Origin of the sequence: Bradyrhizobium sp. CIAT3101 (genome assembly GCF_029714945.1) — a bacterium.
Classification (GTDB): domain Bacteria; phylum Pseudomonadota; class Alphaproteobacteria; order Rhizobiales; family Xanthobacteraceae; genus Bradyrhizobium.
Genome location: NZ_CP121634.1, coordinates 1075001 through 1100096, shown reverse-complemented (window position 1 = coordinate 1100096; position 25096 = coordinate 1075001). Strand labels below are relative to the sequence as shown.

The following is a 25096-nucleotide window of genomic DNA, read 5'->3' as shown; positions in this document are numbered from 1 at the left end:
TTAATTGATCGATTGACTAAACGATATTCCGCCCCTTAAAACCCCGACAACCCAGTTCAGAACAATCCAGGGAGAGACCGAAATGGCCGAGGCTTATATCGTCGCCGCTGCGCGTACCGCGGGCGGGCGCAAGGGGGGCCGCCTCGCCGGCTGGCATCCGGCTGATCTCTCCGCAAAAGTGCTGGACGAGCTGGTCGATCGCACCAAGATCGATCCGGCGCTGGTCGAGGACGTGATCATGGGCTGCGTGATGCAGGTCGGTGAGCAGTCCAACAACGTCGCACGCAACGCGATCATGGCCTCGAAGCTGCCGGAGAGCGTGCCGGGCACCTCGATCGACCGCCAGTGCGGTTCCTCGCAGCAGGCGCTGCACTTCGCGGCACAGGCCGTGATGTCCGGCACGATGGACGTGGTGATCGCGGCCGGCGTGGAATCGATGACGCGCGTGCCGATGGGCCTGTCCTCGCAGCTCGCCGCCAAGAATGGCTTTGGTCACTACAAGAGCCCGGGCATCGAGGCGAAGTACCCGAACATCGTGTTCAGCCAATTCACCGGCGCCGAGATGATGGCCGAGAAGTACGGCCTGTCGAAGGATGATCTCGACGAATATTCCTACAACAGCCATCAGCGCGCGATCGCGGCGACGCAGGCCGGTCACTTCAAGACGGAGATCGTGCCGCTCGAGATCACCCGCGCGGACGGCAGTAAGGACACGCATCATATCGACGAGGGCATCCGCTTCGACGCCACGCTCGATGGCATCAAGGGCGTCAAGCTGATCGCCGAGAACGGCAAGCTGACTGCGGCGAGCGCCAGCCAGATCTGCGACGGCGCGTCCGGCGTGATGGTCGTGAACGAGCGCGGCCTCAAGCAGCTCGGTCTCACACCGCTCGCGCGCATCCATCACATGACCATGACAGGCGGCGATCCCGTCATCATGCTCGACGCTCCCCTGCACGCCACCAAGAAGGCGCTGGAGAAGGCCGGCATGAAGGTCGACGACATCGACCTGTTCGAGGTCAACGAGGCTTTTGCTTCGGTGCCGACCGGCTGGCTGAAGACCACCGGCGCTGATCCGGCACGTCTTAACGTCAACGGCGGCGCCATCGCGCTCGGCCATCCCCTTGGCGGCTCCGGCACCAAGCTGATGACGACGCTGGTCCACGCCCTGCACCAGCGCGGCAAGCGCTACGGCCTGCAGACCATGTGCGAAGGCGGCGGCATGGCCAACGTGACGATCGTCGAGCGGCTGTAAGCCGAGACGTCATCAAACAAACGGTGTCGTCCCGGCGAACGCCGGGACCCATAACCACAAATGTTTGTGGTCAGGGCGGGCTGGGGCGGCATAGCGTTTCAACGATTTGGTTCGGTGGTTATGGATCCCGGCTTTCGCCGGGATGACACCTTTTGTTGTTGTGAGACCAACTTTCATGACTCACCCCTCCATCTACGCTCGCACCACACCCGACAAGATCGCCTATCAGATGGCCGGGACCGGCAAGGCGATCACCTATCGCGAGCTCGACGAGCTCTCGAACCAGGGCGCAAATCTGTTCCGCTCGCTCGGCCTGAAGGCCGGCGACCACATCGCGCTGCTGATGGAAAACCGCCTCGCCTTCATGGAGATCTGCTGGGCGGCGCAACGCAGCGGGCTCTATTACACCGCGATCAGCCGCTACCTGAAGCAGGACGAGATCGACTACATCATCGGCGATTGCGGCGCCAAAGTCGTGATCACCACGCCGAAATGCGCCGACCAGATCAAGGACCTGGTCAAGGGCGCCGCCGGCGAGCCGATCTTCTACATGGTGGATGAGCCCCTGCCCGGCTTCCGCTCCTACGACAAGGAAGCAGCCGCGCAGCCGACAACGCCGATCGCGGACCAAGTCGCCGGCTACGACATGCTGTATTCCTCAGGCACCACCGGCCGGCCGAAGGGCATCAAGAAGGCGTTCGAGGGCAACCCCATCGATGTACCGAACGCCTTCCTGCGCGTGCTCTGCGCCGACATGTGCGGCATGAATGCCGAAAGTACTTATCTCTCGCCGGCGCCGCTCTATCATGCGGCCCCGCTGCGCTTCAACATGATGGCGATCGTGCTCGGCGGCACCTCGATCATCATGGAGCATTTTGACGCCGAGGACTTTCTGAAGCTGGTCGAGAAGTACGAGGTCACGCAATCGCAGCTCGTGCCGACCATGTTCGTGCGCATGCTCAAGCTGCCGGATGAGGTCCGCACCAAGTACAACGTCTCGACATTGAAAGGCGCGATCCACGCCGCCGCGCCCTGCCCGGTCGACGTCAAGGCCAAGATGATCGAGTGGTGGGGACCGATCCTGATCGAGTATTACGCGGGCTCGGAAGGCAACGGCGTCACCGTCTGCAACTCGCAGCAATGGCTGGACCATCGCGGCAGCGTCGGCCGCGCCGTGGTCGGCAAAATCAAGATTCTGGACGAGAACGACGAGGAGCAGCCGGTTGGCGAGATCGGCACGGTCTATTTCGCCGATGCACCGGCGTTCACCTATCACAACGATCCCGAAAAGACGAAGAAGGCCTACAACGCCAAGGGTTGGTCGACGCTCGGCGACGTCGGCTATCTCGACACGGACGGCTTTCTCTTCCTCACCGACCGCAAGTCCTACATGATCATCTCGGGCGGGGTGAATATCTACCCGCAGGAGACCGAGGACGTGCTGATCACCCATCCGGAGATCGCCGACGTCGCGGTGTTCGGCGTGCCGAACGAGGAGATGGGCGAAGAGGTCAAGGCGGTGGTGCAGCCACACGACATGAAGCGTGCCGGCAAGGCGCTCGAGGCGGACCTGATCGCCTACTGCAAGACGCGTCTGTCGGCGATCAAATGCCCGCGCTCAATCGACTTCGAAGCCGAACTACCGCGCACGCCCACGGGAAAGCTGGTGAAGCGGCATCTGCGCGACCGGTATTGGCTGAAGACCGCGGCGAAGATTTAGCGGACGGTCTCGTAGGGTGGGCAAAGGCGCAAAGCGCCGTGCCCACGTCTTCCTGCATTGTTGTAGAGAGATGGTGGGCACGCCTCGCTTTGCCCACCCTACGACGCCGGGGCAAGCTCCCTCAATCAAACAAGCTCGGCGTGTGGTTCACCAGCGCGCCTTCGATTTCCAGCATCTTCAGCTTGGTCACCACGCCGCCATTCGCCGAGAAGCCGCCGGGCTTGTTGCCGGCCGCGAGCACGCGGTGGCAGGGCACGACGATCGGGCACGGGTTGTGCCCAAGCGCCTGGCCGACATCGCGCGAGAGCTGAACGCCACCGAGGCGCTTGGCGATGTCGCCATAGGTCATGGTCTTGCCGGGCGGGATGGCGCGGGCGATCTCATAGACGCCGCGGTTGAAGTCGGGCACGCCGTCGAGATCGAGCGGGATATCGGTGAGGTCGTCGTGCCCGCCGGCGAGCAGCTTGACGATGCGGTCGATCACCTGCTGCACCTCAGGGGTCGGTTCGGCTTCGGTGGCATCAGCGTGGCGCTGAGCGATGCGGGTGCGGATCTTCTGCTCGCCGCCCATCGGCAGCTGGGTGCCGTTGATGCCACGCGGGCCCCACGCGATGGCGCAGAGGCCGATCTTGGTGTCGAACAGGGCAAAATGCTGGTCGGTCATGGCTAGGTTCCTGAGCTCGCGTCCTTCTCGCATGCCCCCATTGTCATCTCGGCCTAAATCTAGGCTTGGAAATAGTTGCGATCCACCCGGTTTCCGGGAATCTTGCACAGGAGTTCCACGCCCCTTTCCGCGAGCCAAGACTTCCGAGAGCCAAGAATGCAAAGCCTCCACGTCAACGGATACGACATGCCCTATCTCGACGTGGGCGAGGATAGAGACAGGCCGCCATTGGTCTGCGTGCACGGCTCGCTCTCCGACTTCCGCGTCTGGGGCTGCGTGCTCGGGCCGCTGACGCAGCGGCACCGGATGATCGTTCCGAGCCTCCGGCATTTCTTCCCGGAAAAATGGGACGGCGTCGGCGATACCTATTCGATCGCGCAGCATGTCAGCGACGTCATCGCCTTCATCGAGAAGCTCGACCTCGGCCCGGTCGATCTGATGGGCCATTCCCGCGGCGGCCACATCTGCTTCCGCGCGGCGCAGCAGCGGCCGGATCTGCTGCGACGGCTGGTGCTGGCCGAGCCCGGCGGCGAGCTCGATGCGAGTCTTGATCCTGAGTATGCCGGCGGCCCCTCGCCGTTGCTGGCACGATTCACGGCCTCGGCCGAGAAGATCAGGGACGGCGATGTCGATGGTGGCCTTGCCGTCTTCGTCGACACGCTGGAAGGCGCCGGCACCTGGCCGCGGCTGCCGGCGATGGTGAAGCAGAACCTTCGCGACAACGCCGCGACCCTGATCGGCCAGGTCCGCGACAACCGCCCGCCGTTCTCGAAGGCCGACGCGGAAGCAATCAAGATGCCGACGCTGTTCATCCTGGGCGCACGGACCAAGGGCCTGCTGCCGAAGGTGCTGCATGCGCTCGCCGCTCACGTGCCGTACTCCAAGACGGCGATCATCCCGAACGCGACGCATCCGATGTTCGAGCAGGCGCCGCAAAAATACTCCGAAGTGGTCCTGGATTTTCTGGCGAGTTGATCATGCAGAGCTTTCGCGTCAACGGTTATGACATGGCCTATCTCGAAGTCGGACAGGGCCATCCGCTCGTCTGCGTGCACGGCACGCTCGGGGATTTCCGCACCTGGTATTCAGTGCTCGGCCCGCTGTCAAAGAACCATCGGGTGATCTCGGTCAGCCTGCGGCACTTCTTTCCCGAGCATTGGGACGCCGTCGGCGACGACTATAAGATGGCGCAGCACGTCGCCGACACGATCGCTTTCATCGAGCAGATCAAGCCCGGCCCGGTCGATCTCATGGGCCATTCGCGTGGGGGCCACATCGCGTTTCGCGTCGCACAGGCTCGGCCTGATCTGCTGCGGAAACTGGTGCTGGCCGAGCCCGGCGGCGATCTCGACGCCAGCCTGCCGGTGCCCGAAGGCACGCCGGCGCATCCGCCGCTCGCCGCGAAGACGATACGCTCGGTCGAGATGATCCGCGCCGGCGACATCGAGGGCGCGCTGCAGAATTTCTACGAGGGCATCGAGGGCGACGGCTCGTGGCGGCGCGTGCCGGCGGCAGCCAAGCAACAGCTGCGCGACAACACCCTGACCTTCCTCGGCCAGATCAACGAGCAGCGTAGGCCCTATACGCTGGCGGATGCGCAGGCGATCAAGACGCCGACGCTGCTGATCGGCGGCGGCGCCACCACCGGCAGCCTGTCGGTGATGTGGCGCGTGCTCGCCGGGCACATTGCGGGCAGCAAGACGGCGGTGATCCCGAACGCCGGCCACTGGATGTTCGAACAGGCGCCGCTGGAGTACAGCGAGGTCGTGAGCAGGTTTTTGGCGGAGTAGCTCTCTCCCCGCTGACGGGGAGAGAGAAAGAAGGTCTCACACCTTCCACACGCCGACCGGCATCTTGATCGTCGCGTTAAGCCGGTTCCAGACGTTGATCGTCGCGATCGAGAGGATCAGGGTTGCGAGTTCGCGCTCGTCGAAGTGCTTGGCGGCCTGGTTCCAGATTGCATCCGGCACCGGGTCTTCGCGATCGGCAACGCGCGTGACGGCTTCGGTCAGCGCCAGCGCGGCGCGCTCGGCGTCGGTGAAATAAGGCGCCTCCCGCCAGGCGGAGACGGCGAACAGGCGCTCGTCGGTCTCGCCCAGCTTGCGGGCGATTTTCGGATGCATGTCGACACAGACGCTGCAGCCGTTGATCTGGCTGGCGCGCAGGTGCACCAGTTCCAGGAGCTTTTCCGGCAGGCCCTGCTTGGTCAGGCTGGCGAGGGCTTGAAGGTGGTTCATGGCCTCGGGCAGGACCATCACCGGGTGATTCATGCGGGCGTGCATCATTTGCGTCTCCATCTATCGGATTTCGAAGGTTCCGGTCACATCGGCCGGATTGGCTTCGTCATGGGCATGACGGATCGCGACGAGGGAATGTGACCGATGACCCAAGAAAACTTCGAAGAGAATTTTCTGAGCCGGCAGTTCGAGGCCAACCGGGACCACTTACGCGCTGTCGCCTACCGGATGCTGGGCGCGAGCGGCGAGGTCGACGATGCCGTGCAGGAGGCCTGGCTGCGGCTGAGCCGGAGCGACACGTCCGACGTGGCGAACCTGCGGGGCTGGCTGACCACCGTGGTCGCGCGGATCTGCCTCGACATGCTGCGCGCGCGGAAATCGCGCAAGGAAGACCCGATGGGCCCGCACGTGCCCGAGCCGGTCGACGAGACGCGGGAGCGCGAGGCGGAGATGGCCGATTCCGTCGGGGCGGCGCTGCTGATCGTGCTCGAGACCTTGCAGCCGGCGGAGCGGCTCGCCTTCGTGCTGCACGACATGTTCGCAGTCCCCTTCGAGGAGATCGCGCCGATCGTCGGCCGCACGGTCGATGCCTCGCGGCAACTGGCGAGCCGCGCGCGGCGGCGCGTGCAGGGCGCGCCGGTGCCGGAAGCGGATCTGTCGCGCCAGCGCGCGATCGTCGATGCGTTCCTCAAGGCGTCTCGCGAGGGCAATTTCGAGGGGCTGCTGGCGGTGCTCGATCCCGACGTCGTGTTCCGCGCCGACGACGCCGCGGTACGGCTCGGCACGCTGCCGGAGATCCGCGGCGCGGATGCGGTCGCGCAGCTCTACAAGGGTCGCGCCCAGGCGGCACGCACGGCGCTGGTCGATGGCGAGATGGGTGTTGCCGTCATCCTCGGCGGACAATTGCGCATCGCGCTGCGCATCACCTTCAGCGGCGACCGCATCGCCGTGATCGACGCCATGGCCGATGCGGAGCAGGTGGCGGCGCTGGACGTCGAGGTGCTGGAGGGCTGAAGCGGGTCATTGTCGCGAAAACAACCCCATGCACAGTAGCCGGCCCAAGCAATATCAATAGCTTAGCTGGCTCGAATCGTTGCACCGCGACGGTATTCAGGTAGCGCTTGACGTCCCCGGCACGGAGCCGTAGCTTCGAATACGGAATTCCGTATTCCCTTTTCGGAGCCGCCGGCGTGATCCCTCTCGACCCGCTCCCGAACCTGATCGATCAGGTCTATGCCCGGATCCTGGAGGCGATCTCCGATCGCACGCTGCAGCCCGGCCAGCGCATCCGGCAGAACGAGCTCGCCGACAAGCTCGGCGTCTCGCGCCAGCCGGTGTCGCATGCGCTGCATCTGTTGCACCGTCAGGGTCTCGTCGCCGAAAGCGGCAAGCGCGGCTTTGAAGTCACCCAGCTCGATCCCGCCCGCATCCGCCAGCTCTACGAAGTGCGCGGCGCCATCGACGCGCTCGCCGCCCGACTTGCCGCCCAGCGTGCCGCAACCGATGCAGCCGGGCGCGCGCGGCTCGAGACAGCGCTCGCCGCGGGACGCCGCATCGATCGCAAGACTGTGCTCGCCGAGTTGATCGCGCTCGACGTCGAATTTCATCGCGCCATCTACCAGCTCGCCGGCAATCCGGTGATCGAGGAGACGATCACGCCGCAATGGCCGCATATGCGCCGCTCGATGGCGACCGTGCTCTCCGAGCTCGATTATCGCGGCAGCGCCTGGGCCGAGCATGCCGATATCGCCAAGCACATTCTCGCAGGTGACGCGAAGGCGGCCGAACGCGCGGCGCTGGCGCATGCGCAGACGGCCGGGCGGATGACCGAGGAGAGATTGAAGGCGACGGACGAGGTAGCGGCGTAGCGACGCACACCGTCACGCCCGGCCTTGTGCCGGGCATCCACGTTCTTCGAGCGTGGAGCAAAGACGTGGATGGCCGGGTCAAGCCCGGCCATGACGAAGAGAGAACAAATAATCAAGACCAAGGAGGACGACCCATGAAACTGTCTCAGGAGCAATTGGAGTTCTTCCACCGCGAGGGTTGGCTGTTCCTGCCCGAGCTGTTCAACCAGGAAGAGGTCGACCTTCTCGCGCGCGAAGCGGTCGGCATTTACGACGCCAACCGGCCGGAGGTCTGGCGCGAGAAGAGCGGCGCACCACGGACCGCCTTTGCCGCGCATCTCTACAACGAAGCTTTCGGCGTTCTGGGCGCGCATCCGCGCATGATCGATCCGGTCGAGCAGGTGTTCGGCGAGCCGGTTTACATGCACCAGTTCAAGATCAACGCGAAATCGGCCTTCACCGGCGACGTCTGGCAATGGCACCAGGATTACGGCACCTGGAAGCGCGACGACGGCATGCCGGAGCCGCGCGCGATGAACATCGCGATCTTCCTCGACGAGGTGATGCCGATCAACGGCCCCTTGATGCTGGTGCCACGCAGCCAGAATGCCGGCGATCTGCAGGCCTCGCATGATCTCTCCACCACGTCGTATCCGTTGTGGACTCTGGACGAAGACACGGTGACGCGGCTGGTCAAGCAGGGCGGCATCGTGGCGCCGACCGGCAAGCCCGGCGGCATGCTGATGTTCCACGGCAATCTCGTGCACGGCTCGAGCGGCAACATCACGCCCTATCCGCGCAAGATCGTGTACCTGACCTTGAACGCGGTCTCGAACTACATCCGCACCCCGACGCGGGCGGACTACATCGCGCATCGCGATTTCACGCCGATCAAGACGGTGGATGACGACGCGCTGGTGCGGCTGGCGCGGGCACCGCGGCAGGCGGCGGAGTAAGGTCGGAGCCACGGGCGAGATTCACCTCTCCCTTTGGGAGAGGTCGGCGCGAAGCGCCGGGTGAGGGGTTAAGGCCTCTCGTCGGAGCTGCGGCCCCTCACCCGGTTTGCTGCACAAACCGACCTCTCCCCTCCGGGGAGAGGTGAACTGAGCGCAGCTGCATCAGCAACGCTGAACATCGGAATTCCCATGAACCTCTTCCGCATCCTCCAGGCCCGCGCGTCCGCCGGAATGCCTGTTCGTGTCGCGCTGATCGGCGCCGGTAAATTCGGCTCGATGTTTCTGGCGCAGGTCCCACACACGCCCGGCCTGGAAGTGCCTGTTATCGTCGACATCGACCGCGACCGCGCACGCGAGGCCTGCCGCACCGTCGGCTGGAGCGCCGAGCGGATCGCCGCCACCGTGTTCACCGATGACGGCGCACGCGCCATCGCCGGCGGTGCGATGGATGTGGTGGTGGAGGCGACCGGCAATCCCGCCGTCGGCATCAAGCACGCGCGCGCCGCGATCGCGGCGGGCAAGCATGTCGTGATGGTGAATGTCGAAGCCGACGTGCTGGCCGGCCCCCTGCTCGCCGAGGAAGCGCGCAAGGCAGGCGTGGTCTATTCGCTCGCCTATGGCGACCAGCCGGCGCTGACCGCCGAAATGGTCGACTGGGCTCGCGCCACCGGCTTCCGCGTCGTCGCCGCCGGCAAGGGCACAAAATATCTGCCGGCCTACCACGACGTGACGCCGGATGGCGTCTGGCAGCACTATGGTCTGACCGCCGGCGAAGCGCAGTCGGCCGGCATGAATCCGCAAATGTTCAACTCCTTCCTCGACGGCACCAAGTCGGCGATCGAGATGGCCGCGATCGCGAACGCCTGCGGGCTCGACGTGCCCAAGGGCGGCCTGCTGTTTCCGCCCTGCGGCGTCGACGATCTCCCGCACATCATGCGGCCCAGCGACAAGGGCGGCGTGCTGGAGCGGTCGGGCGTCGTCGAAGTCGTCTCGTCGCTCGAGCGCGACGGCCGGCCGGTGTTTCGCGATCTGCGCTGGGGCGTCTATGTCGTGCTGGAGGCGCCGAACGACTATGCCGCGGATTGCTTCAAGCAATACGGCCTGAAGACCGATGCGAGCGGACGTTTCGCCGCGATGTACAAGCCCTATCACCTGATCGGGCTCGAGCTGAACATCTCGGTGCTGTCGGCGGCACTGCGGGGCGAACCGACCGGGCAGCCTTACGGCTTCCGCGGCGACGTCGCATCGGTTGCCAAGCGCAATTTGCGCGCCGGCGAGATGCTGGACGGCGAAGGCGGCTACACCGTGTGGGGCAAGCTGGTGCCGGCGGACGCGAGCCTCAAGGCCGGCGCCCTGCCGATCGGCCTCGCGCATCGCCTCAAGTTGAAGCACGACGTCGCGCACGGCGAGATCGTGCGCTGGAGCGATGTCGAGTTCGATGCGAACAACGAGACGATCAGGACCAGGAAGGCGATGGAGGCCGCGTTCGCGAGATAGCGACCTTGCAGCGATTCCTTTATGCGGCTCGCCATGGCGTCAACCGCGGAATCCAGCGCGGCACACTAGTCCGAAAGCTCTCGTACTCCGCGCCGAATGTTTGCTTGAGCGTCGGTTCTTCGTACATCACCACAAAGCCATGGAAAAAGAGCCAGAGTAGCGCGCCGTACCAGAGGAGACGCCAGTCACCAAACAAAAGGGCCTGACCAAAAATGACTGCGACGACCGCGATGTAGATCGGATTTCGCACGTAGCGATAAAGGCCAGTCACTACCAGCTTTTGTGTCGGCGCGATCGGGGCGGGCGTCCCCAGCCCCTGCAGCGCAAAACGGGAGAATGAATCCACAAGTCCGGGCACGCCGACGAGGATCAACATACTGCCGAGGATACGGGTTAGACCGACGCCGAGAAAAGCTGGCCGAAACTCCCACTGCGTGACCCACCAGGGAACGAAGCCTGCCAGCACCAACGGCGCAACGACGAAGAACAGAGCGGAGCCCAGGACGGCAATTGCTTTGGACATTGCGTGCTCCCACGACCCAACAAGAATAACTTCGCAAATCACTTTCTGCTACGAGCATTGAACGCGGCTCCATGGCGGATCTGCCCAAGGTCAGAACCGCCCTGGATGTACTCAGGCAAGAGTTCGCTGATCTGAGGAAGCGCTAGGGCACGAAGAGGCCCTAAACAGAGACGCCAACAATCCCATGAAGTTGTGCGGCAAACGGCGTGCGGGGGCGATCTCTGTCGCGACAGAGCGCGGTGGGCTAGCTAAGCCAAGCCGATTTGGAAACGCCTTCTCAGGGGAGCGGGCGGCGGAAAATAGGAACCTTAGGAACGCCCGGTCAGGCGCTCGGTTGTCGGCCGCAATCGGGAGGCGGCACGATGACCAAGCGTAAACGCATCAAGCAGACTGAATCCCTCGAAAAACGATTGTCCAAAGAAGCCCAGCGCTTGCACGCCAAAGCAAAATTGCTTCGACCCGGAGCCGTGCGGGATTCTGTAATCCGCAAAGCCCGGCAGGCTGAAACAGGCGTGCAGATAAGCGAATGGTTGAAGCCGCCGGGACTGCAATTGCCCAAATCGCCACAAAGTTGACGCCTATGGCCCAGTTGCGAGCAACCCGCGAGACTTTGCTCTTCGCCGCCTCTGTCGCTTGGTGCGCCGTATTGGCCGGCAGCCTCGTCTATATCATTCTGACCATGACGATGTAACGCCGCCCGGCGTTGCAACCGCTAGGATCAACATTTGGGCTTCCTCAGGAAGTCGAGAATGGCCGGCGCCTGCGAACCCGGCGACGAAATCCAATCATCAATACCTGCTGCAGTTTCGCTCTGTCTGGCCTTTTGCAACAAATGTTCGCGCGCGGGCCCTGCAGGTAGCGTCGCTGCCTCCTCGCGCGCCTTTTGCGCGGTTTTGAGAAGGCGGTCCTTGAAGGAAATCTCATGCCTGACCCGATGGCGCCGGACGATCGGCTTGCTTTCGGGAGCCGCCGGCTGTTCCTCTACGCCAGCCAGCAATTCGGGAGGAAGAACGCCTTGCTTGATGCGGTCCGTTTCGGACAAGAAGCGTTCAAGGCTTTCGACGAACTGAAAGCTGCGCGCCAGGTGCCGCCAGCTCTGCGCCAGCTTTTCATGGTCTGAACGGGTCGCGGGATCAGTCGACTGCAGAGCGCGCTGCTCCGCATCGGAGGCACGCTCGAGGCATTTCAGGATATGCGCATTAAGCTTGAAAAGCACGGCCGTCTATCCCGTCCTGTGCCCGATTGTAACCTCCAGAGCGGCCGGATGGACACTAGCAAAATGTCGGAGCGGGGGTCTGCGCCATCAAAAATGCGACAGGCCTGCGGTCCCAATCGTACCGCCCTAGTTGCCGAGGGTTCCATCAATATGAAGTTCCCTCCCCATCTGTGAAACGCGCGGCGATCTCCTCGGTGCGACGGATCGAATCGTGGATCACCCTGGCTTCCGCTTCGAACTCGACCGCCTTGGCCGCCCACGACTCGGCAATCCTGGTCTGGCCGCTCGCGCTCGCCTGCGCCTCCAGCTTTCTGGCAAGGGCCGTGCGTTCGGCAAGCGCCCGCAACGCGCTGCCGAACGCCCGCTTCAAATTCTCGTCGAGCGCGACGCTCATGATTTCGGCCGTATAGGCATGGCCGACATGGCATCGGTACCGCACGAGTTCGCCCTGGTTGATTTCCCACATGATGCCGTGACAGTCCGGACAGGCGAGTACCGACCGGTTTCCGATGCGATCCATTTCATTCATGCTGCCGCGTCCACCGCTTGCGACGTTGACTTCATATTCGAGGCTGCTTGCAACCGGCCTCGTTTCACCTGCCGGCTGCCGCGCCAGTTTTTCGAACAGCGCTGGCATCCCTGCGAGGCTCACGACATGGTCGGGTTGCGAACGCAGCAGCGCCGTGGCCGGCATCTCCGAAAAAGCCGCATCGCTTGGGTCTTGCACCACAGTAACGCCGCCGGACTGCTTCAGCGCCTGCAGGCCAGCAGCGCCGTCTCCTAGCGTCCCGGTGAGGACAGCGCCAACGCTCCGCGGGCCGCAGCACAGGGCGGCTGACCGAAACAGCGGATCGAGCGCCGGCCGGGCGTTGTTTTCGCGCGGCCCCGATCCCAACCGCAACTTCCCGTTCTCCACGATGAGATGGCGCTCGGTTGGCGCAATATAAATGTGACTTCTCTTCAGCTTCTCGCCATCGGCTGCAAAACTGGCCGGCAGCGGACCCGCTTGGGTCAGGATCGCGTCGAGCTCCGAACGGAACTGGTTCGACAGGTGAATGGTCACCACCACGGCGGCGGGAAAATCCGGCGAGAACTCGCGAGCGAGGAAGCGCAATGCGTCGAAGCCGCCGGCGGAGGTCCCGATGGCCAGAATATCCCGATTAGTCATCGCACGTGCCTCCCGGCTTCCGTAGGGGAACCCCCCGGACCGCCATTCGTTCCGAATTTGGCATGTCGCTGTATTTCCTTGCCGAAATCCCGATAATTGAGCCAAATGCTGTCCATGACCGAATACGCGACCGATAAGAAAGTGAGCCTGCGCAATGGCTGAAGCCGGCGACCAAGAGCGCAACGAGGAAACGGAGCCCGGCCGCCCCAAAACCATCGTGGTCGGCATCGGCGCCTCTGCCGGCGGTGTCCGCGCGCTGCAGCAGCTATTCGCTGCGCTGCCTGAAAAAACCGGCGCGGCCTACGTCGTGGTCGTGCATCTCGATCCGGACATGCGCAGCGAGATGTCGAATATCCTGGCCGCGCGCACCCGGATGCCCGTGCTGCAGGTCGGCAATCCCGTGCCACTGCAACCTGATCATGTCTACGTCATTCCGCCCGACCGCCGTCTGCACATCACCGACGACGAGATCGCCACCGCGGAATTCGACGAGCCCCGCGGCAAGCGCTCGCCGATCGACCTGTTCTTCCGCTCGCTGGCAGAACAGCACGGCGACGGTTGCGCCGTAATCCTGACCGGCGCCGGCTCCGACGGCGCGGTCGGCGTCAAAGCCGTCAAGGAGTCCGGCGGCATCATTCTGGTGCAGGATCCCGCCGAAGCGGAATTTCCCTCGATGCCACGCGCCGCCATCGCAACCGGCATCGCGGACTTCATCCTGCCGGTACGCGAGATCGCGCAGCGGTTGATCGAACTGGTACGCGAGAAAAGCAACGGCGGTCTGTCGGGCCTGCGCGGGTTGAACCCTGACCTGCTGCGGCGCATCCTCGCGCATGTCCGGGTCCGGACCGGGCATGATTTCTCCAAATACAAGCGGGCAACAATCCTGCGCCGGATTGCGCGGCGCATGCAGGTGACGAGGTCGGACAGCCCAAACGCTTATTACGACGTGCTTCGCGACAATCCCGACGAGGCACAGGCGCTGCTCGGCGACCTCCTGATTTCAGTGACCTCATTCTTCCGGGACAAGGAAGCGTTCCAGACACTCGAACTGCAGGTCATACCGCAACTGTTTCATGGTAAATTTTCCGATCGCACGGTCCGCGTCTGGGTGCCCGGCTGTGCCACCGGTGAGGAAGTCTATTCGGTCGCGATGCTGCTGCTGGAGCAGGCCTCCCGACAGGATATCCGGCCGACGATCCAGGTGTTCGGCTCGGACATCGACACCAAGGCGCTCGCAATGGCGCGAGAGGGCCAGTACCCCGCGGCCATCGAAGCCGACCTCAGCGAAGAACGCTTGCGGCGCTTTTTCTTGAAGGAGGGAGATCATTATCGCGTTCGCCAGGAATTGCGCGACCTCGTGCTGTTCGCGAGCCACAGCCTGCTCAAGGATCCGCCGTTCTCGCGACTCGATCTCATCGCCTGCCGTAACCTGCTGATCTATCTGGATCGCGACCTTCAGGAGATGGCGTGCAACACGTTTCACTATGCGCTCAACCCCGACGGCTTCCTGATGCTCGGCACATCGGAAAGCGCCGATAATCCGGACGGGCAGTTCCGTACGTTCGACCGCAAGGCGCGCATCTACCAATCCTCGGCGGCGCCGGGCGAGTTGCGTCTGCTGCCGCGCCTGCTCGGCGGCGTAGCCGTCATGCACGAGCATGCCGCACAACCGATGAGACCGCCCAGCACCAGCGCGCTTCTGAGCGAGGCTGCCGCGCACCGCCAGGCGCTCGAAACACTTGCGCCGCCCAGCATCCTGGTCGACCAGTCGCATCGCGTTCTGCACATGTCCGAAAATGCCGGACGCTTCCTGCAGCCCTCCGGCGGCCCCCTCAGCGGCAATGTCGTCGATCTGGTCCGGCCCGAACTGCGGTTCGAACTACGGTCGGCCCTGCACAGGGCCTTCGAAAGCTCGCAACCCCGGCTTAGCATGCCCATTCCGGTTCGTTTCAATGGCGCAGCGCATCGGGTGCTGATGCACGTCAAGCCCACCGACAACCATGGTGAGATCGGCGAAGCCCGGGTCGTCGTGCTGTTTATCGAAGGTGGCGCGGTCGAACAGCTTCCCGAAGGTCAGTGGGTCGAGAATGACCAGGGTAACGAAATCATCAACCGGCTGCGTGAAGAGTTGCAGCAGACCCAAATTCGACTGCGAACGACTCGCGAAGAATCCGAGAGCGCCAATGAGGAATTGCGCGCAGCCAACGAGGAACTGCAATCGATCAACGAGGAATACCGCTCGACCTCCGAGGAGCTAGAAACCAGCAAGGAAGAGCTGCAGTCGATCAATGAAGAACTGCAGACCGTCAACAGCGAACTCAAGCTGAAGCTGGAAGCAGTCTCGCGCGCTCACAGCGACCTTCAGAACCTGATGGCGGCGACCGATTTCGGGACGCTGTTCCTTGATTCCAGCCTGCGTATCAAGCGATTCACGCAACAGGTCACCGAGCTGTTCAGCATCACGCCGAGCGACGAGGGACGCCCGATCTCGGATTTCGCCCACCGGCTGGAATATGACGGTTTGATTGGCGACGCCCGCAAGGTGCTCGCCAACCTCACGCCCATCAGCCACGAAATCCGCAGCCGCGACGATCGCTGGTTCGATGTTCGCTTGCGACCCTACCGCACCGTCGATGACAAGATCGACGGCGTCGTTCTCACCTTTGTCGACATGACGGAACGGCGGCACACGGAAGAAGCGCTCAGGGCGAGCGAACTCAGGATCCGTCAGCAAACACAGCTGGTGGAGCTTGCGCGCGATCCGATCTTCATCTGGGAGTTCAGCGGCACGATTTTGGAGTGGAACCGGGGCAGCGAGCAGCTCTACGGTTACAGCCGCGATGAAGCGGTAGGCAAGAAGAAGAACCAGTTGCTGGGCACGATCGTGCCTGGAAGCTCATTTGCCGATCTGCGAGTCAAGTTGCATGAGGAAGGCAGCTGGAGCGGCGAATTAAAGCACAGGACCAAGGACGGCCGGGAATTGACAGTCGAGAGCCGCATCATCCTCGAGACGGTCGGAGGACAACAGCTTGCGCTCGAGAGCACGCGGGATGTGAGCGAGCGCAAGGCCTGGGAAACGCAGCAGTCGTTGTTGCTCCGCGAACTCACCCACCGCGTCAAGAATACGCTGACGGTCGTGCAGTCTATCGCGCACCAGACACGGCGCTTCAGCAAGTCCTACGAGGAATTCACCGACCGCCTGGATGGCCGCCTCGCCGCGCTCGCCGCGGCCCATTCGTTGCTGGTAGAGTCCGAATGGAAGGGCGCCGATCTCGCGACGCTGGTGCGCAAGCAATTGGAGGCTCACGTCAGCGGCGATCCCGGCCGCGTCAGGCTTGCGGGCGAGCCGGTGTTCCTGCCCGCCGACCTGGCAACGCCGTTTGGGCTGGTGTTCCACGAGCTGGCGACCAACGCTGCAAAATACGGCTCGTTCTCGCAGCGGACCGGCACCGTGGACATGGATTGGCGCTTGCAGACTCAAAATGGCCAGCCGGTTCTTAACGTGGTGTGGCGGGAACGCGGCGGCCCGAAGACGGCGGAGCCGAAGACGAAGGGTTTCGGAAGCGAGCTGATTGAAAGAGCAATTCCGAACGCGACGGTGCGGCGAGAGTTCACCGCGGGCGGGGTGATCTGCACGATCGACGTGCAACTGCCGAAGAGTTGGAGCGCGGGTCTAAAAAGTACGTGAGCCTGCAGGACGATTTAGCCGCCGGGCGAGTCCGCTTTGCCCGGCGATGGGCCGTCGAGACCGCTTGTAGGCGCCATCGCCCGGTGCAGTGCACCATCCAGTTCGTCAAGCTGGTAGGGTTTCGTCAGCGCCGGCACGTGCCGAAAACGATCGGCAATGCCCTGTGCGCCGTAGCCTGTCGCAAACACGAATGGAATTTGACGCTCGCTTAGAATGTCAGCCGCGGGATAGGTGTCCTGGCCATTCAGATTCACATCGAGCAAGGCAGCATCGATGGCGGCATCCCGGGCCATTGCGAGCGCCCGATCCAGCGTGCTGGCCACTCCCACGACGTCCCATCCAAGGTCCGCCAGAAAATCCTCGATCATCATCGCAATCATCATTTCGTCCTCGACGATCAGAATGCGACGCGCAGTCACAGGCAATCCTCACTTGAAATGGTATCGAAAGAAAACGTTGGTGCCCCTAATAGAGCCGGTCATCAAATGAACCGCCCGAGATTTACCAATCCTCACAAGAGAGATTCACTGAAACGCCCTTAAGAAGCCTGAGTTCCCTTCACTAGGCAAGTCAGCGCGGTCCCGATCGCCCACGTTCATTAGCTCACGTCGCGGCAGAGCGCATCGGGCTAGCGAGCTCGTCTGGGCATCAGGTCTATCAAGCCCAGATCCACGAGCGTGCGATGGAAGCGGCGTTCCCGAAGGCGGAATGAGCGTGGATGCATCATGACGTCGCTTCAGCTATGTCCGCTTACCGATGCTTTGCCAGCGCAATCGGATATGGCCTATTGGAACGAACTGAGTGCGCGCCTCACATGCGATTGCGCCCGGTGCTTTGCGGACTCGAACCGGACATGGCAGCAGGTCCGTTGAGGGCCACCTCCAGACGCATGCAGCGCAGCAAATAGAACGCTCGGCAGCCCCACCTCGTCGATGGGCAAAGCGGCGTTGTTGCAGGTGAGAGCCGAGAGGCGCTGAAGCCCGGCCGGGAACCCTGCCGTGCAAGTCTGGATTCCCGCGATGGTTGGGATAAGCTTACGTTGCCTGCGCAGAAAAATTGCAAAACGACATTTGGGAGGACGTAATGCTCGACACCACCCTAAGCGCGCGCGTCCAGGCTTTCCTCGACAAGTTTGATGCCGCGCTTGCGGCGGGCGATCTCGACGCCGCCGTCGGAATGTTCGCGCCGGAATGCTACTGGCGCGACCTCGTTGCCTTCACCTGGAACATCAAGACCATGGAAGGCCGCGATCAGGTTCGCGACATGCTCGCGCATTGCCTCGCGCATGTGAAGCCACGCAACTGGAAAATCGCCGAAGGTGAAACGCCGACCGAGGCTGACGGCGTGACGGAGTCCTGGATCTCATTCGAGACCGAGGTCGCGCGTGGATATGGACTCCTGCGCTTGCAGAACGGCCAGATCTGGACGCTTTTGACCACGATCGTCGAACTCAAGGGCCATGAGGAAAAGGCGGGCTTCACCCGGCCGCTTGGCGCCAGGCACGGCGTCAATCCCGGCTCCAAGAGTTGGAAGGAGCTGCGCGACGAGGAGGTTGAAGAACTCGGATTCAAGACCCAGCCCTACGTGCTTGTCATTGGCGGCGGACAGGGCGGCATTGCGCTCGGGGCGCGGCTGCGCCAGCTCGGTGTACCCTCGATCATCGTCGAAAAGAACGCACGCGCCGGCGACTCCTGGCGCAACCGCTACAAGTCGCTCTGCCTGCACGACCCCGTCTGGTACGATCACTTGCCCTACATCGATTTCCCGAAGAACTGGCCCGTGTTCTCGCCCAAGGACAAGATCGGCGACTGGCTGGAAATGTACACCAAGGTCATGGAGCTGAACTACTGGACGAACACCACGGCCAAACGCGCCAGTTGGGACGACGCCAAGAAGGAATGGACCGTCATCGTCGAACGCGACGGCAAGGAGATCACTCTGCGGCCCAAGCAGCTTGTGTTCGCGACCGGCATGTCGGCCAAGCCAAACATGCCGAAGATCAAAGGCATGGAAGCGTTCAAAGGCGAGCAGCACCATTCCTCGCGCCATCCCGGCTCCGGCGGCTACAAAGGCAAGAAGGTGGTGGTGATCGGCTCGAACAATTCGGCCCACGACATCTGCGCCGCGTTGTACGAGGCCGGCGTCGACGTCACGATGGTCCAGCGCTCGACCACTCACATTGTGCGCTCGGACTCGCTGATGGCGACCCTCGGTGATCTCTATTCCGAACGTGCCGTCCGCGGCGGAATGACCACGGCAAAGGCCGATCTGATCTTCGCTTCACTGCCCTACCGGATCTTGAATCAGTTTCAGAAGCCGGTCTACGACAAGATCCGCCAGGATGACGCCGCTTTCTATGCCGGGCTGGAAAAGGCCGGCTTCAGGCTCGACTTCGGTGACGACGAATCCGGGCTGTTCATGAAGTATCTGCGCCGCGGTTCGGGCTATTACATCGACGTCGGCGCCTCACAGCTCATCATCGACGGCAAGATCAAACTGTTCGCGGGACAGGTGGAGGAAATCACGCCCAACGGCGTCAGGCTCGACAGTGGCAAGGAATTGCCGGCGGACGTGATCGTCTATGCCACCGGCTATAGTTCGATGAACGGCTTCGTCGCCGATCTCGTGAGTCCAGAGACGGCCGACAAGGTTGGCAAAGTCTGGGGCCTCGGCTCGAATACGACGAAGGACCCCGGCCCATGGGAAGGTGAGCAGCGTAACATGTGGAAGCCGACACAGCAGGAAGGCCTGTGGTTCCACGGCGGCAACCTGCATCAGTCGCGCCATTACTCGCAATTCCTTGCCCTGCAGCTGAAGGCGCGCCAAGAAGGCATCCCGACGCCGGTCTACGGCCTGCAGACTGTCCATCACAAGGCCTGACATTGCCGAGCGCACGACGGGGCTCGCGGATTGCGGGCCCCATGCTATTTCCGGATCGCGACGGGGCGTCGCGGCGATATTCGTCCATGGGTCCGTTCGTGCCTCGAAAGCCGACGTCAGGGCGTTGAAACAGATAGTCAGCTTCGGGTCCAACAACGGAAGTCGCACTTCTCATTCGATGACCTGATCAGCACGAAGGACCAACGCGGCCGGAACTTCGTGGCCAATTGCTTGTGCCGTCTTGAGATTGATTACTAGCTCGAAATTGGTCGGCTGTTCGACCGGAATGTCAGCTGGTTTGACGCCACGAAGAACTTTGACAACCATCCGTGCTCCTTGACGGAAGATGCTGGAAGCGCGAGCGCCATATCCTATTAAGCCTCCCTCCTCCGCCATTTCAGGCCACTCGAAGATGGTCGGTAGCCGTAAAACGGCGGACCGTTCGATAATAAGGCGGCGATTGGCAAACAGCAGAGGCGATCCCAACACGTTAATCGCTGCAACGTTGGACGTTTTGATTTCGTTCATCACCGTCAGGATGTCCTCGGTCATGCGCACCGTGAAGATGACCAGCTCAATGCCACGGGCGCTGGTTGCATCTCGAAGTGAGTCGAGTTGCGACGGGGTGGTGGCGTTCCCGTCTGCCAGGGCTGCCATCCGGCGGGCCCCGGGCACCGCGTCAATGAGAATATCCTGCCGCTTGCTGTCGAGTTCAGGCGAGAGAAGGCTGATGCCAGTGATGTTGCCGCCGGGACTTGCGAGCGACTTTACCAGCCCGGTCGCAACCATGTCAGTGGTGAGGCCGACAATTGGAACATCGCGGACTGCTGCATGCGTTACGCGCATCTGGGCCTCTGTGGAACACCAAATCACGTCGGGAGGAGATTTGGCTATCGCTGCAACGATTTCTGGAAGCTGTTCGTTTCGCGGACCATAAGCGCCACCATCAACCTTCAGATTTTTTCCTTCGATAAAACCGGACATCTGAAGCTCGTCGAAGAATGCTACGATGGGCGGCTCACCCTTTTTCAGCGATGCTGTCATTATGCCGAGACGGTAGATACGACCTCGTTCCTGCGCGTGCGAAGCAAGCGACCAGGCCGCTGCCCCGCCAATCAGCCCTATAAACTGACGCCGCTGCATATGACCACCGAGAACTTGTCGCGCCCAGTTTCTGAACCATAGCAGCTTTGATCGGACTGGGTCAGGGCGCTGAGGCGATGATTGATAGGGATTGTTCACGTGGGCTAGGGGTCGAACTGCGAAGGATTCAGGTTGAGCAGATCGGGTCTGCTCCGCGCAATGAACGGACCTCCTCGGACGAGGTGCAACGACGCCGATCGGCTATGACCAGAAGCCCCCGTGCCACGTCGCGGCGGGTGCTCCGAGCTAGCGCGCCTGCCTGGCGTTTGGCATCAGGTCGATCAGGCCGAGATCCACCAGCGTGCGATGGAAGCGACGTTTCCGTTCGGAAGACGACGCGAAATAGGCTTCCCTGCAATCATCAAGCAGGCTCGCGCGCGTGGCGAATATCGGGTCGAGCGCAATACCCGCCCGTTGCAAGGCGACAGTTCCGAGAAAGGCGATGTCGAGGTCGGCGCCCCTTCCGGGGCTGAAATGGGGGATGTTCAGGGCTTCTATCGCATAGAACGTGCCAAACGGGCGCCGCCCGTCACACGGTCGTTTCAGATGTCGATCGATCTGCTTCGTCAACACGGGTTGATGATCCCCGTAATGCACGATGAGAACAGGCCGTTCAGGGAAACTGCTTGCGAGCTTCGCTCTGAGCGTTTGCCAGGCAGACGCGGTCTCCGCCAGTCGCGTGTAGTACTCGACGTATCCGGCATCGGGGAGGCTCGCCATGGCAAAGGCGCGCTCCCTCTCGAATTGACCTGATGGCACGAGCTGCCGATCATGCGGACCGTGATTGAAGTTGGTCAGCGCATAGAGAAATCTCGGTGTCGGGTCGCTGGCGATCCCCCTGGCATGCGCATCGATGACCGCATCCAGGAACATCGCATCGGAATTTGTCGCCTCGAAGCGCCCGGCATCGAACGGCGGCGGAAGCTCGTCGACGAAGATGCGCTCGTCGATACCGATCGAGCCGTAGAATTTGTCGTAACTGAGAAACCCGCGGCGACAGCTGGATATGAGCGTCGTCTTGTAGCCGAGCGACGCCAACGAACGCGGCAGGCTGCTGTGAAACCGGCCGGCGCCCTTCTTGAAGAGATAGTAGGCGCTCGAGCCGAAGCTCGCACTTGAAAGACCGGTGAGCAGGCTGAATTCGGATTGCCACGAACCTCCACCAAAGATGTCGACGTTCAGGCGCCCAAACTCGCCATCTGGCGGAGACAGGAAGGCTTCGACGGCCGGCTCGACTGGCAACCCGAAAATGCGCGGGTCGAACACAGACTCGTGCTGGATGACGATGATGTCGGGAGAACAGGCCGAGCGCGCGGGCGTGGCCTCCCTCAATGGCAGCGGTTCGTTGGCGATATCGCTCAGAGCCAACCCGCCGAACTGTCGCCAGCAAGCGGGATCAACCAGCGAGGCCATGAAGGTCGCGTAGAAGCACCGCCCCTGCGTCAGCGTCTGCCGCAAAAGGGTGGCGCCCTTCGACACGGAAGCCATTGCAAAGCCAACCAGCGCCAAGGCGAACAAGAGAATTCGAAACGCGATCGACACGGGAGATCCAGCCGCATAGAGCAGAACCGCGCTCGCAGCAAAGGCGAACAGCGCGCTTCCCGCCAGAACACCCAGCATCATGCGCGGATATTGCAGCACGAAGAACGGGACTGTGCCGGCAAACGCCAGCGGCAGATCGGAAACGGTCAGCTTGAGCGCGCTGTGATTGAATTTGACGATTGAGATGCCGGCGATCGCCACCGCCAGCATGCCGGACAGCAGGACCGCGCGCTCGAGATCGGCAAGAATCACCAGCAGCAGCGCAGCGTTGAGGAGAAGCGCTGCGACCGCAAACGGCAGATGCTCAACGCTCCGTTCCATCAGGGCAATCGCGGCGATGGCCGCCACAAGGATCAAAATTGAAATCATGGGCCGAGCATGCCCCGGGCATTGGATTTTTTCAATTTGGGCCCCGGGCAGCCCGAGCAGCGCAGGCCGGCAGCGGCATCAGCCGATTCTGCAGCGCAACAAGAATGAGAGGCCGACGAAATCGGTAAGGCCGACATCGCGATTGGTGATGTTGAAGGCTTCGCTACGCGCCAATTCGGCCTGCCCCCGGTGGGCTCACTGCCCTTGGGTCAATTGCTGCAGGATCTGTTGGAACATTTGGGCCTGGTCGCTTTGTGCTCTGTCGTTTCTGCACACGGCCTCGAGTGCGCCCTTGATCCCGCCGCTCACGCAGTCGAGCTCGCGCTCGCCAAGAACGTCGCTCTGCGCATTGATCTGATCCCTCATATTGATTGCATCAGTCATCACACGTCTCCTTGAGTTGGCGCGATTGTCCGACACCGATGCGACCACATTTCGCATCACCGCTCTCATCTGTATGTGACGGCCATCACAAAGTGTCTGATTTGGGGGGCGCCCGCCCATAAGCGCGTGGGAGGAGAGAGCGCGCCACCTTCGCGGCAATCGCTCGAACGTCACTCACGGCAACAGCCGCTCCTGCTTCGCCTGCCTGAACCACTTCCGGAACATGTCTTCCGTATCCATCATCTCGGTGAAGCCGGCGCGGTTGATCTTGACGGTCGAGACGATCGAAGGCGGGCCTGACGCGGTCTGGCCGTAGCGCAGGCTGTAGTCGGCGTACTGGAACGAGAGGCCGACGAATTCGGCAAGGCTTGGCGACACAAGATTGTGCTGGCGCCTGAGCGCGTCCCACGGCGCGACCCAATTCGGAAACTCCTTCGCCAGCGACAGCGGCACCGGCTCGCCGGGTTTCATCTCCAGCGCGTCGGCGACCGCGGGCCAGATGTTCTCCCAGGTGAAGACGTCGCCATTGGTGACGTTGAAGGCTTCGTTCCGCGCCGACCTCGCCTCGCCGGACCATGCGATCGCGCGTGCGAGGAGATCGACGTCAACGGCCTGCGACACCCGCGCGGCGCCGCCGGGGAAATCGAGTGGCTTGCCCTGCTCGCGCAGCATCGCGGCGTAGACGCCGAGCGGCGGGATCAGATCCATGGCGCCGCCCATGGCGAGGCCGACGATCAGGACGGGGCGCAAGATGCTCCAGTGCCAGGCCTTCGCCTTTTGAGCCTTGCCCATTTGGAGTTCGCGCAGAAAGTTTTCCTGCGCCCAATAGAAATTCGGCTGCTCGTACATTTCCGAGCGGCCTTCGCGGGCCGGCACCGTCAGGGGACGGACGTGGACGCCATAGGCCTTGGTGCCCTGCAACAGGGCAACGTGCCTGAGATCAGGCGCGACCGGTTCGAGCGCGCCCATCAGATTGCGCAGCATCAGATCATTGGTCCGGATCTGCTCCGGATCGCGCCAGCCGTCGACGAGCTGCGGCGCCTCGTAAAGCGCGGCATAGACGAGATGGGTGGCGCCTTGCAGCTCGGCCGCGGCATGCCTGCAGTCGGCTTCACTGGTCAGATCGACGGGCACGTGGCGCGCACCGTAGAGATCGCGCGGCTTACGCCGCGACAAGGCAACGACCTCGCAAGGCTCGGCTGTGCCGAAGTGTCGCAAGGCGGCGTTGCCGACGAGACCCGTTGCGCCGGCGACCACGACTTTCTTGCCCGCCATGCTCGTTCTCCCCTTTTGTTATTGCCTATTCGCGTAGCAGACGCTCCAGGCTGCGACTTGCGTCAGGCCCGTGTTCGCAGATGCGAGCGAGGCATGAGGCTTGATTATCGCCGGGCGGCCGGTCATCCTCGCCTCGGGAACCGCAATGATCGGAATTCCAACAACAAGAGCCCCAGAGGGGCCATTTCGGAAGCGCTCACAAGTCTCAAACAAACAACGTCGGGCTCGGCGAAGAAAAAACGACAACAAGATCGTTCCCTGGTCGAAGCATCGGCATCACGGAGGGTACGCATGCAACGTCGTGAATTCCTGAAAGTCACGGGCGTCGGCCTGGCTGCGAGCACAGCGGTCGCCGCGCCCGCGATCGCACAGTCCTCGCCCGAAGTCAGGTGGCGTTACGCCACGAGCTGGCCGAAGGCGCTCGATACGCTCTATGGCGGCTGCGAATATTTCTGCAAGAAGGTCGCCGACATCACCGACAACAAATTCCAGATCCAGCCCTTCGCTGCAGGCGAAATCGTTCCGGGCTTGCAGGTGCTGGATGCCGTCTCCAACGGCACCGTCGAGATCGGCAATACCGCGCTCTATTATTATTGGGGCAAGAATCCCGCCTTCACGTTTGCAACGGCGCTTCCGTTCGGGCTGAACACGCGCCAGCAGATCTCGTGGTTGCTGTGGGGCGGCGGACAGGATCTCGTCAACGACCTGTTGAAGGAGCACAATGTCTACGGC

22 protein-coding genes (1 of these 22 only partly in view) are annotated in these 25096 nt (G+C 62.6%); 12 read left to right on the top strand and 10 right to left on the bottom strand.

Going from position 1 to position 25096, the window contains the following annotated elements; all coding sequences use genetic code 11:
* The first annotated feature begins 82 nt into the window (after positions 1-82).
* Both QA645_RS04970 and QA645_RS04965 read left to right on the top strand, forming a co-directional pair.
* Positions 83-1255, top strand: a complete 1173-nt coding sequence (locus QA645_RS04970) for an acetyl-CoA C-acetyltransferase (RefSeq protein ID WP_283048593.1) — start codon at positions 83-85, stop codon at positions 1253-1255.
* A 175-nt stretch (positions 1256-1430) separates the two neighbouring features.
* On the top strand, positions 1431-2975 hold the full coding sequence (locus QA645_RS04965; protein WP_283048591.1) for an acyl-CoA synthetase: 1545 nt from the start codon (positions 1431-1433) through the stop codon (positions 2973-2975).
* Positions 2976-3096: 121 nt separating this feature from the next.
* Here QA645_RS04965 and QA645_RS04960 read toward each other — a convergent pair whose 3' ends face one another.
* Positions 3097-3639, bottom strand: a complete 543-nt coding sequence (locus QA645_RS04960; protein ID WP_254134631.1) for a methylated-DNA--[protein]-cysteine S-methyltransferase — start codon at positions 3637-3639, stop codon at positions 3097-3099.
* A gap of 156 nt (positions 3640-3795) precedes the next feature.
* Between QA645_RS04960 and QA645_RS04955 the strand changes: the two genes are divergently transcribed.
* Together QA645_RS04955 and QA645_RS04950 are read left to right on the top strand one after the other, a co-directional pair.
* Positions 3796-4614, top strand: coding sequence for an alpha/beta hydrolase (locus QA645_RS04955; protein ID WP_283048589.1), 819 nt, complete (start codon positions 3796-3798; stop codon positions 4612-4614).
* Between the two features lie 2 nt (positions 4615-4616).
* Entirely contained in the window at positions 4617-5429 is an 813-nt protein-coding gene (locus QA645_RS04950; protein WP_283048587.1) for an alpha/beta hydrolase, read from the top strand.
* A gap of 36 nt (positions 5430-5465) precedes the next feature.
* On the opposite strand, the gene QA645_RS04945 is transcribed toward QA645_RS04950, so the two are convergent.
* Positions 5466-5921: a carboxymuconolactone decarboxylase family protein gene (locus tag QA645_RS04945; RefSeq protein ID WP_283053082.1), complete on the bottom strand. Its 456-nt coding sequence runs from the start codon at positions 5919-5921 to the stop codon at positions 5466-5468.
* Positions 5922-6020: 99 nt separating this feature from the next.
* On the opposite strand from QA645_RS04945, the gene QA645_RS04940 reads away from it, so the two are divergent.
* From QA645_RS04940 to QA645_RS04925, 4 genes are all read left to right on the top strand, one after another.
* Positions 6021-6890: a sigma-70 family RNA polymerase sigma factor gene (locus QA645_RS04940; protein WP_283048585.1), complete on the top strand. Its 870-nt coding sequence runs from the start codon at positions 6021-6023 to the stop codon at positions 6888-6890.
* Between the two features lie 176 nt (positions 6891-7066).
* Positions 7067-7744, top strand: a complete 678-nt coding sequence (locus QA645_RS04935) for a GntR family transcriptional regulator (RefSeq protein ID WP_254195791.1) — start codon at positions 7067-7069, stop codon at positions 7742-7744.
* Between the two features lie 134 nt (positions 7745-7878).
* A complete protein-coding gene (locus QA645_RS04930; RefSeq protein ID WP_283048582.1) occupies positions 7879-8679 on the top strand; it encodes a phytanoyl-CoA dioxygenase family protein in 801 nt (266 codons plus the stop codon).
* Between the two features lie 189 nt (positions 8680-8868).
* Positions 8869-10176, top strand: a complete 1308-nt coding sequence (locus QA645_RS04925) for a Gfo/Idh/MocA family oxidoreductase (protein WP_283048579.1) — start codon at positions 8869-8871, stop codon at positions 10174-10176.
* 19 nt (positions 10177-10195) lie between these two features.
* On the opposite strand, the gene QA645_RS04920 is transcribed toward QA645_RS04925, so the two are convergent.
* The gene (locus tag QA645_RS04920) at positions 10196-10699 is read right to left on the bottom strand and encodes an isoprenylcysteine carboxylmethyltransferase family protein (RefSeq protein ID WP_283048577.1); all 504 of its coding nucleotides are present in this window, start codon (positions 10697-10699) and stop codon (positions 10196-10198) included.
* A gap of 362 nt (positions 10700-11061) precedes the next feature.
* Here QA645_RS04920 and QA645_RS04915 point away from each other — a divergent pair, with 362 nt between their 5' ends.
* Entirely contained in the window at positions 11062-11274 is a 213-nt protein-coding gene (locus QA645_RS04915) for a hypothetical protein (protein WP_283048575.1), read from the top strand.
* Positions 11275-11417: 143 nt separating this feature from the next.
* Here the strand turns inward: QA645_RS04915 and QA645_RS04910 are convergent, their stop codons facing one another.
* Together QA645_RS04910 and QA645_RS04905 are read right to left on the bottom strand one after the other, a co-directional pair.
* A complete protein-coding gene (locus tag QA645_RS04910; RefSeq protein ID WP_283048573.1) occupies positions 11418-11915 on the bottom strand; it encodes a hypothetical protein in 498 nt (165 codons plus the stop codon).
* Between the two features lie 145 nt (positions 11916-12060).
* Positions 12061-13083, bottom strand: coding sequence for a chemotaxis protein CheB (locus QA645_RS04905; RefSeq protein WP_283048572.1), 1023 nt, complete (start codon positions 13081-13083; stop codon positions 12061-12063).
* 154 nt (positions 13084-13237) lie between these two features.
* Here QA645_RS04905 and QA645_RS04900 point away from each other — a divergent pair, with 154 nt between their 5' ends.
* Positions 13238-16771, top strand: a complete 3534-nt coding sequence (locus tag QA645_RS04900; RefSeq protein ID WP_283048569.1) for a chemotaxis protein CheB — start codon at positions 13238-13240, stop codon at positions 16769-16771.
* Positions 16772-16785: 14 nt separating this feature from the next.
* On the opposite strand, the gene QA645_RS04895 is transcribed toward QA645_RS04900, so the two are convergent.
* A complete protein-coding gene (locus QA645_RS04895) occupies positions 16786-17190 on the bottom strand; it encodes a response regulator (protein ID WP_283048568.1) in 405 nt (134 codons plus the stop codon).
* A gap of 664 nt (positions 17191-17854) precedes the next feature.
* Here QA645_RS04895 and QA645_RS04890 point away from each other — a divergent pair.
* Positions 17855-19651, top strand: coding sequence for an NAD(P)/FAD-dependent oxidoreductase (locus tag QA645_RS04890; protein WP_283048566.1), 1797 nt, complete (start codon positions 17855-17857; stop codon positions 19649-19651).
* A 171-nt stretch (positions 19652-19822) separates the two neighbouring features.
* Here QA645_RS04890 and QA645_RS04885 read toward each other — a convergent pair whose 3' ends face one another.
* The 4 genes from QA645_RS04885 to QA645_RS04870 all read right to left on the bottom strand — a co-directional run bounded on the left by QA645_RS04885 (position 19823) and on the right by QA645_RS04870 (position 24364).
* Complete coding sequence (locus QA645_RS04885) at positions 19823-20794, bottom strand: ABC transporter substrate-binding protein (protein ID WP_283048564.1); 972 nt, start codon at positions 20792-20794, stop codon at positions 19823-19825.
* Positions 20795-21040: 246 nt separating this feature from the next.
* Complete coding sequence (locus QA645_RS04880; protein ID WP_283048562.1) at positions 21041-22546, bottom strand: sulfatase-like hydrolase/transferase; 1506 nt, start codon at positions 22544-22546, stop codon at positions 21041-21043.
* 354 nt (positions 22547-22900) lie between these two features.
* Positions 22901-23089, bottom strand: coding sequence for a hypothetical protein (locus tag QA645_RS04875; RefSeq protein ID WP_283048560.1), 189 nt, complete (start codon positions 23087-23089; stop codon positions 22901-22903).
* A gap of 174 nt (positions 23090-23263) precedes the next feature.
* Complete coding sequence (locus QA645_RS04870; protein WP_283048559.1) at positions 23264-24364, bottom strand: NAD-dependent epimerase/dehydratase family protein; 1101 nt, start codon at positions 24362-24364, stop codon at positions 23264-23266.
* Between the two features lie 291 nt (positions 24365-24655).
* Here QA645_RS04870 and dctP point away from each other — a divergent pair, with 291 nt between their 5' ends.
* On the top strand, positions 24656-25096 hold the beginning of the coding sequence (gene dctP, locus QA645_RS04865; RefSeq protein ID WP_254195800.1) for a TRAP transporter substrate-binding protein DctP. 651 nt of this gene lie beyond the right edge of the window; only the first 441 of its 1092 coding nucleotides appear in the window; it begins with the start codon at positions 24656-24658; its stop codon lies beyond the right edge, outside the window.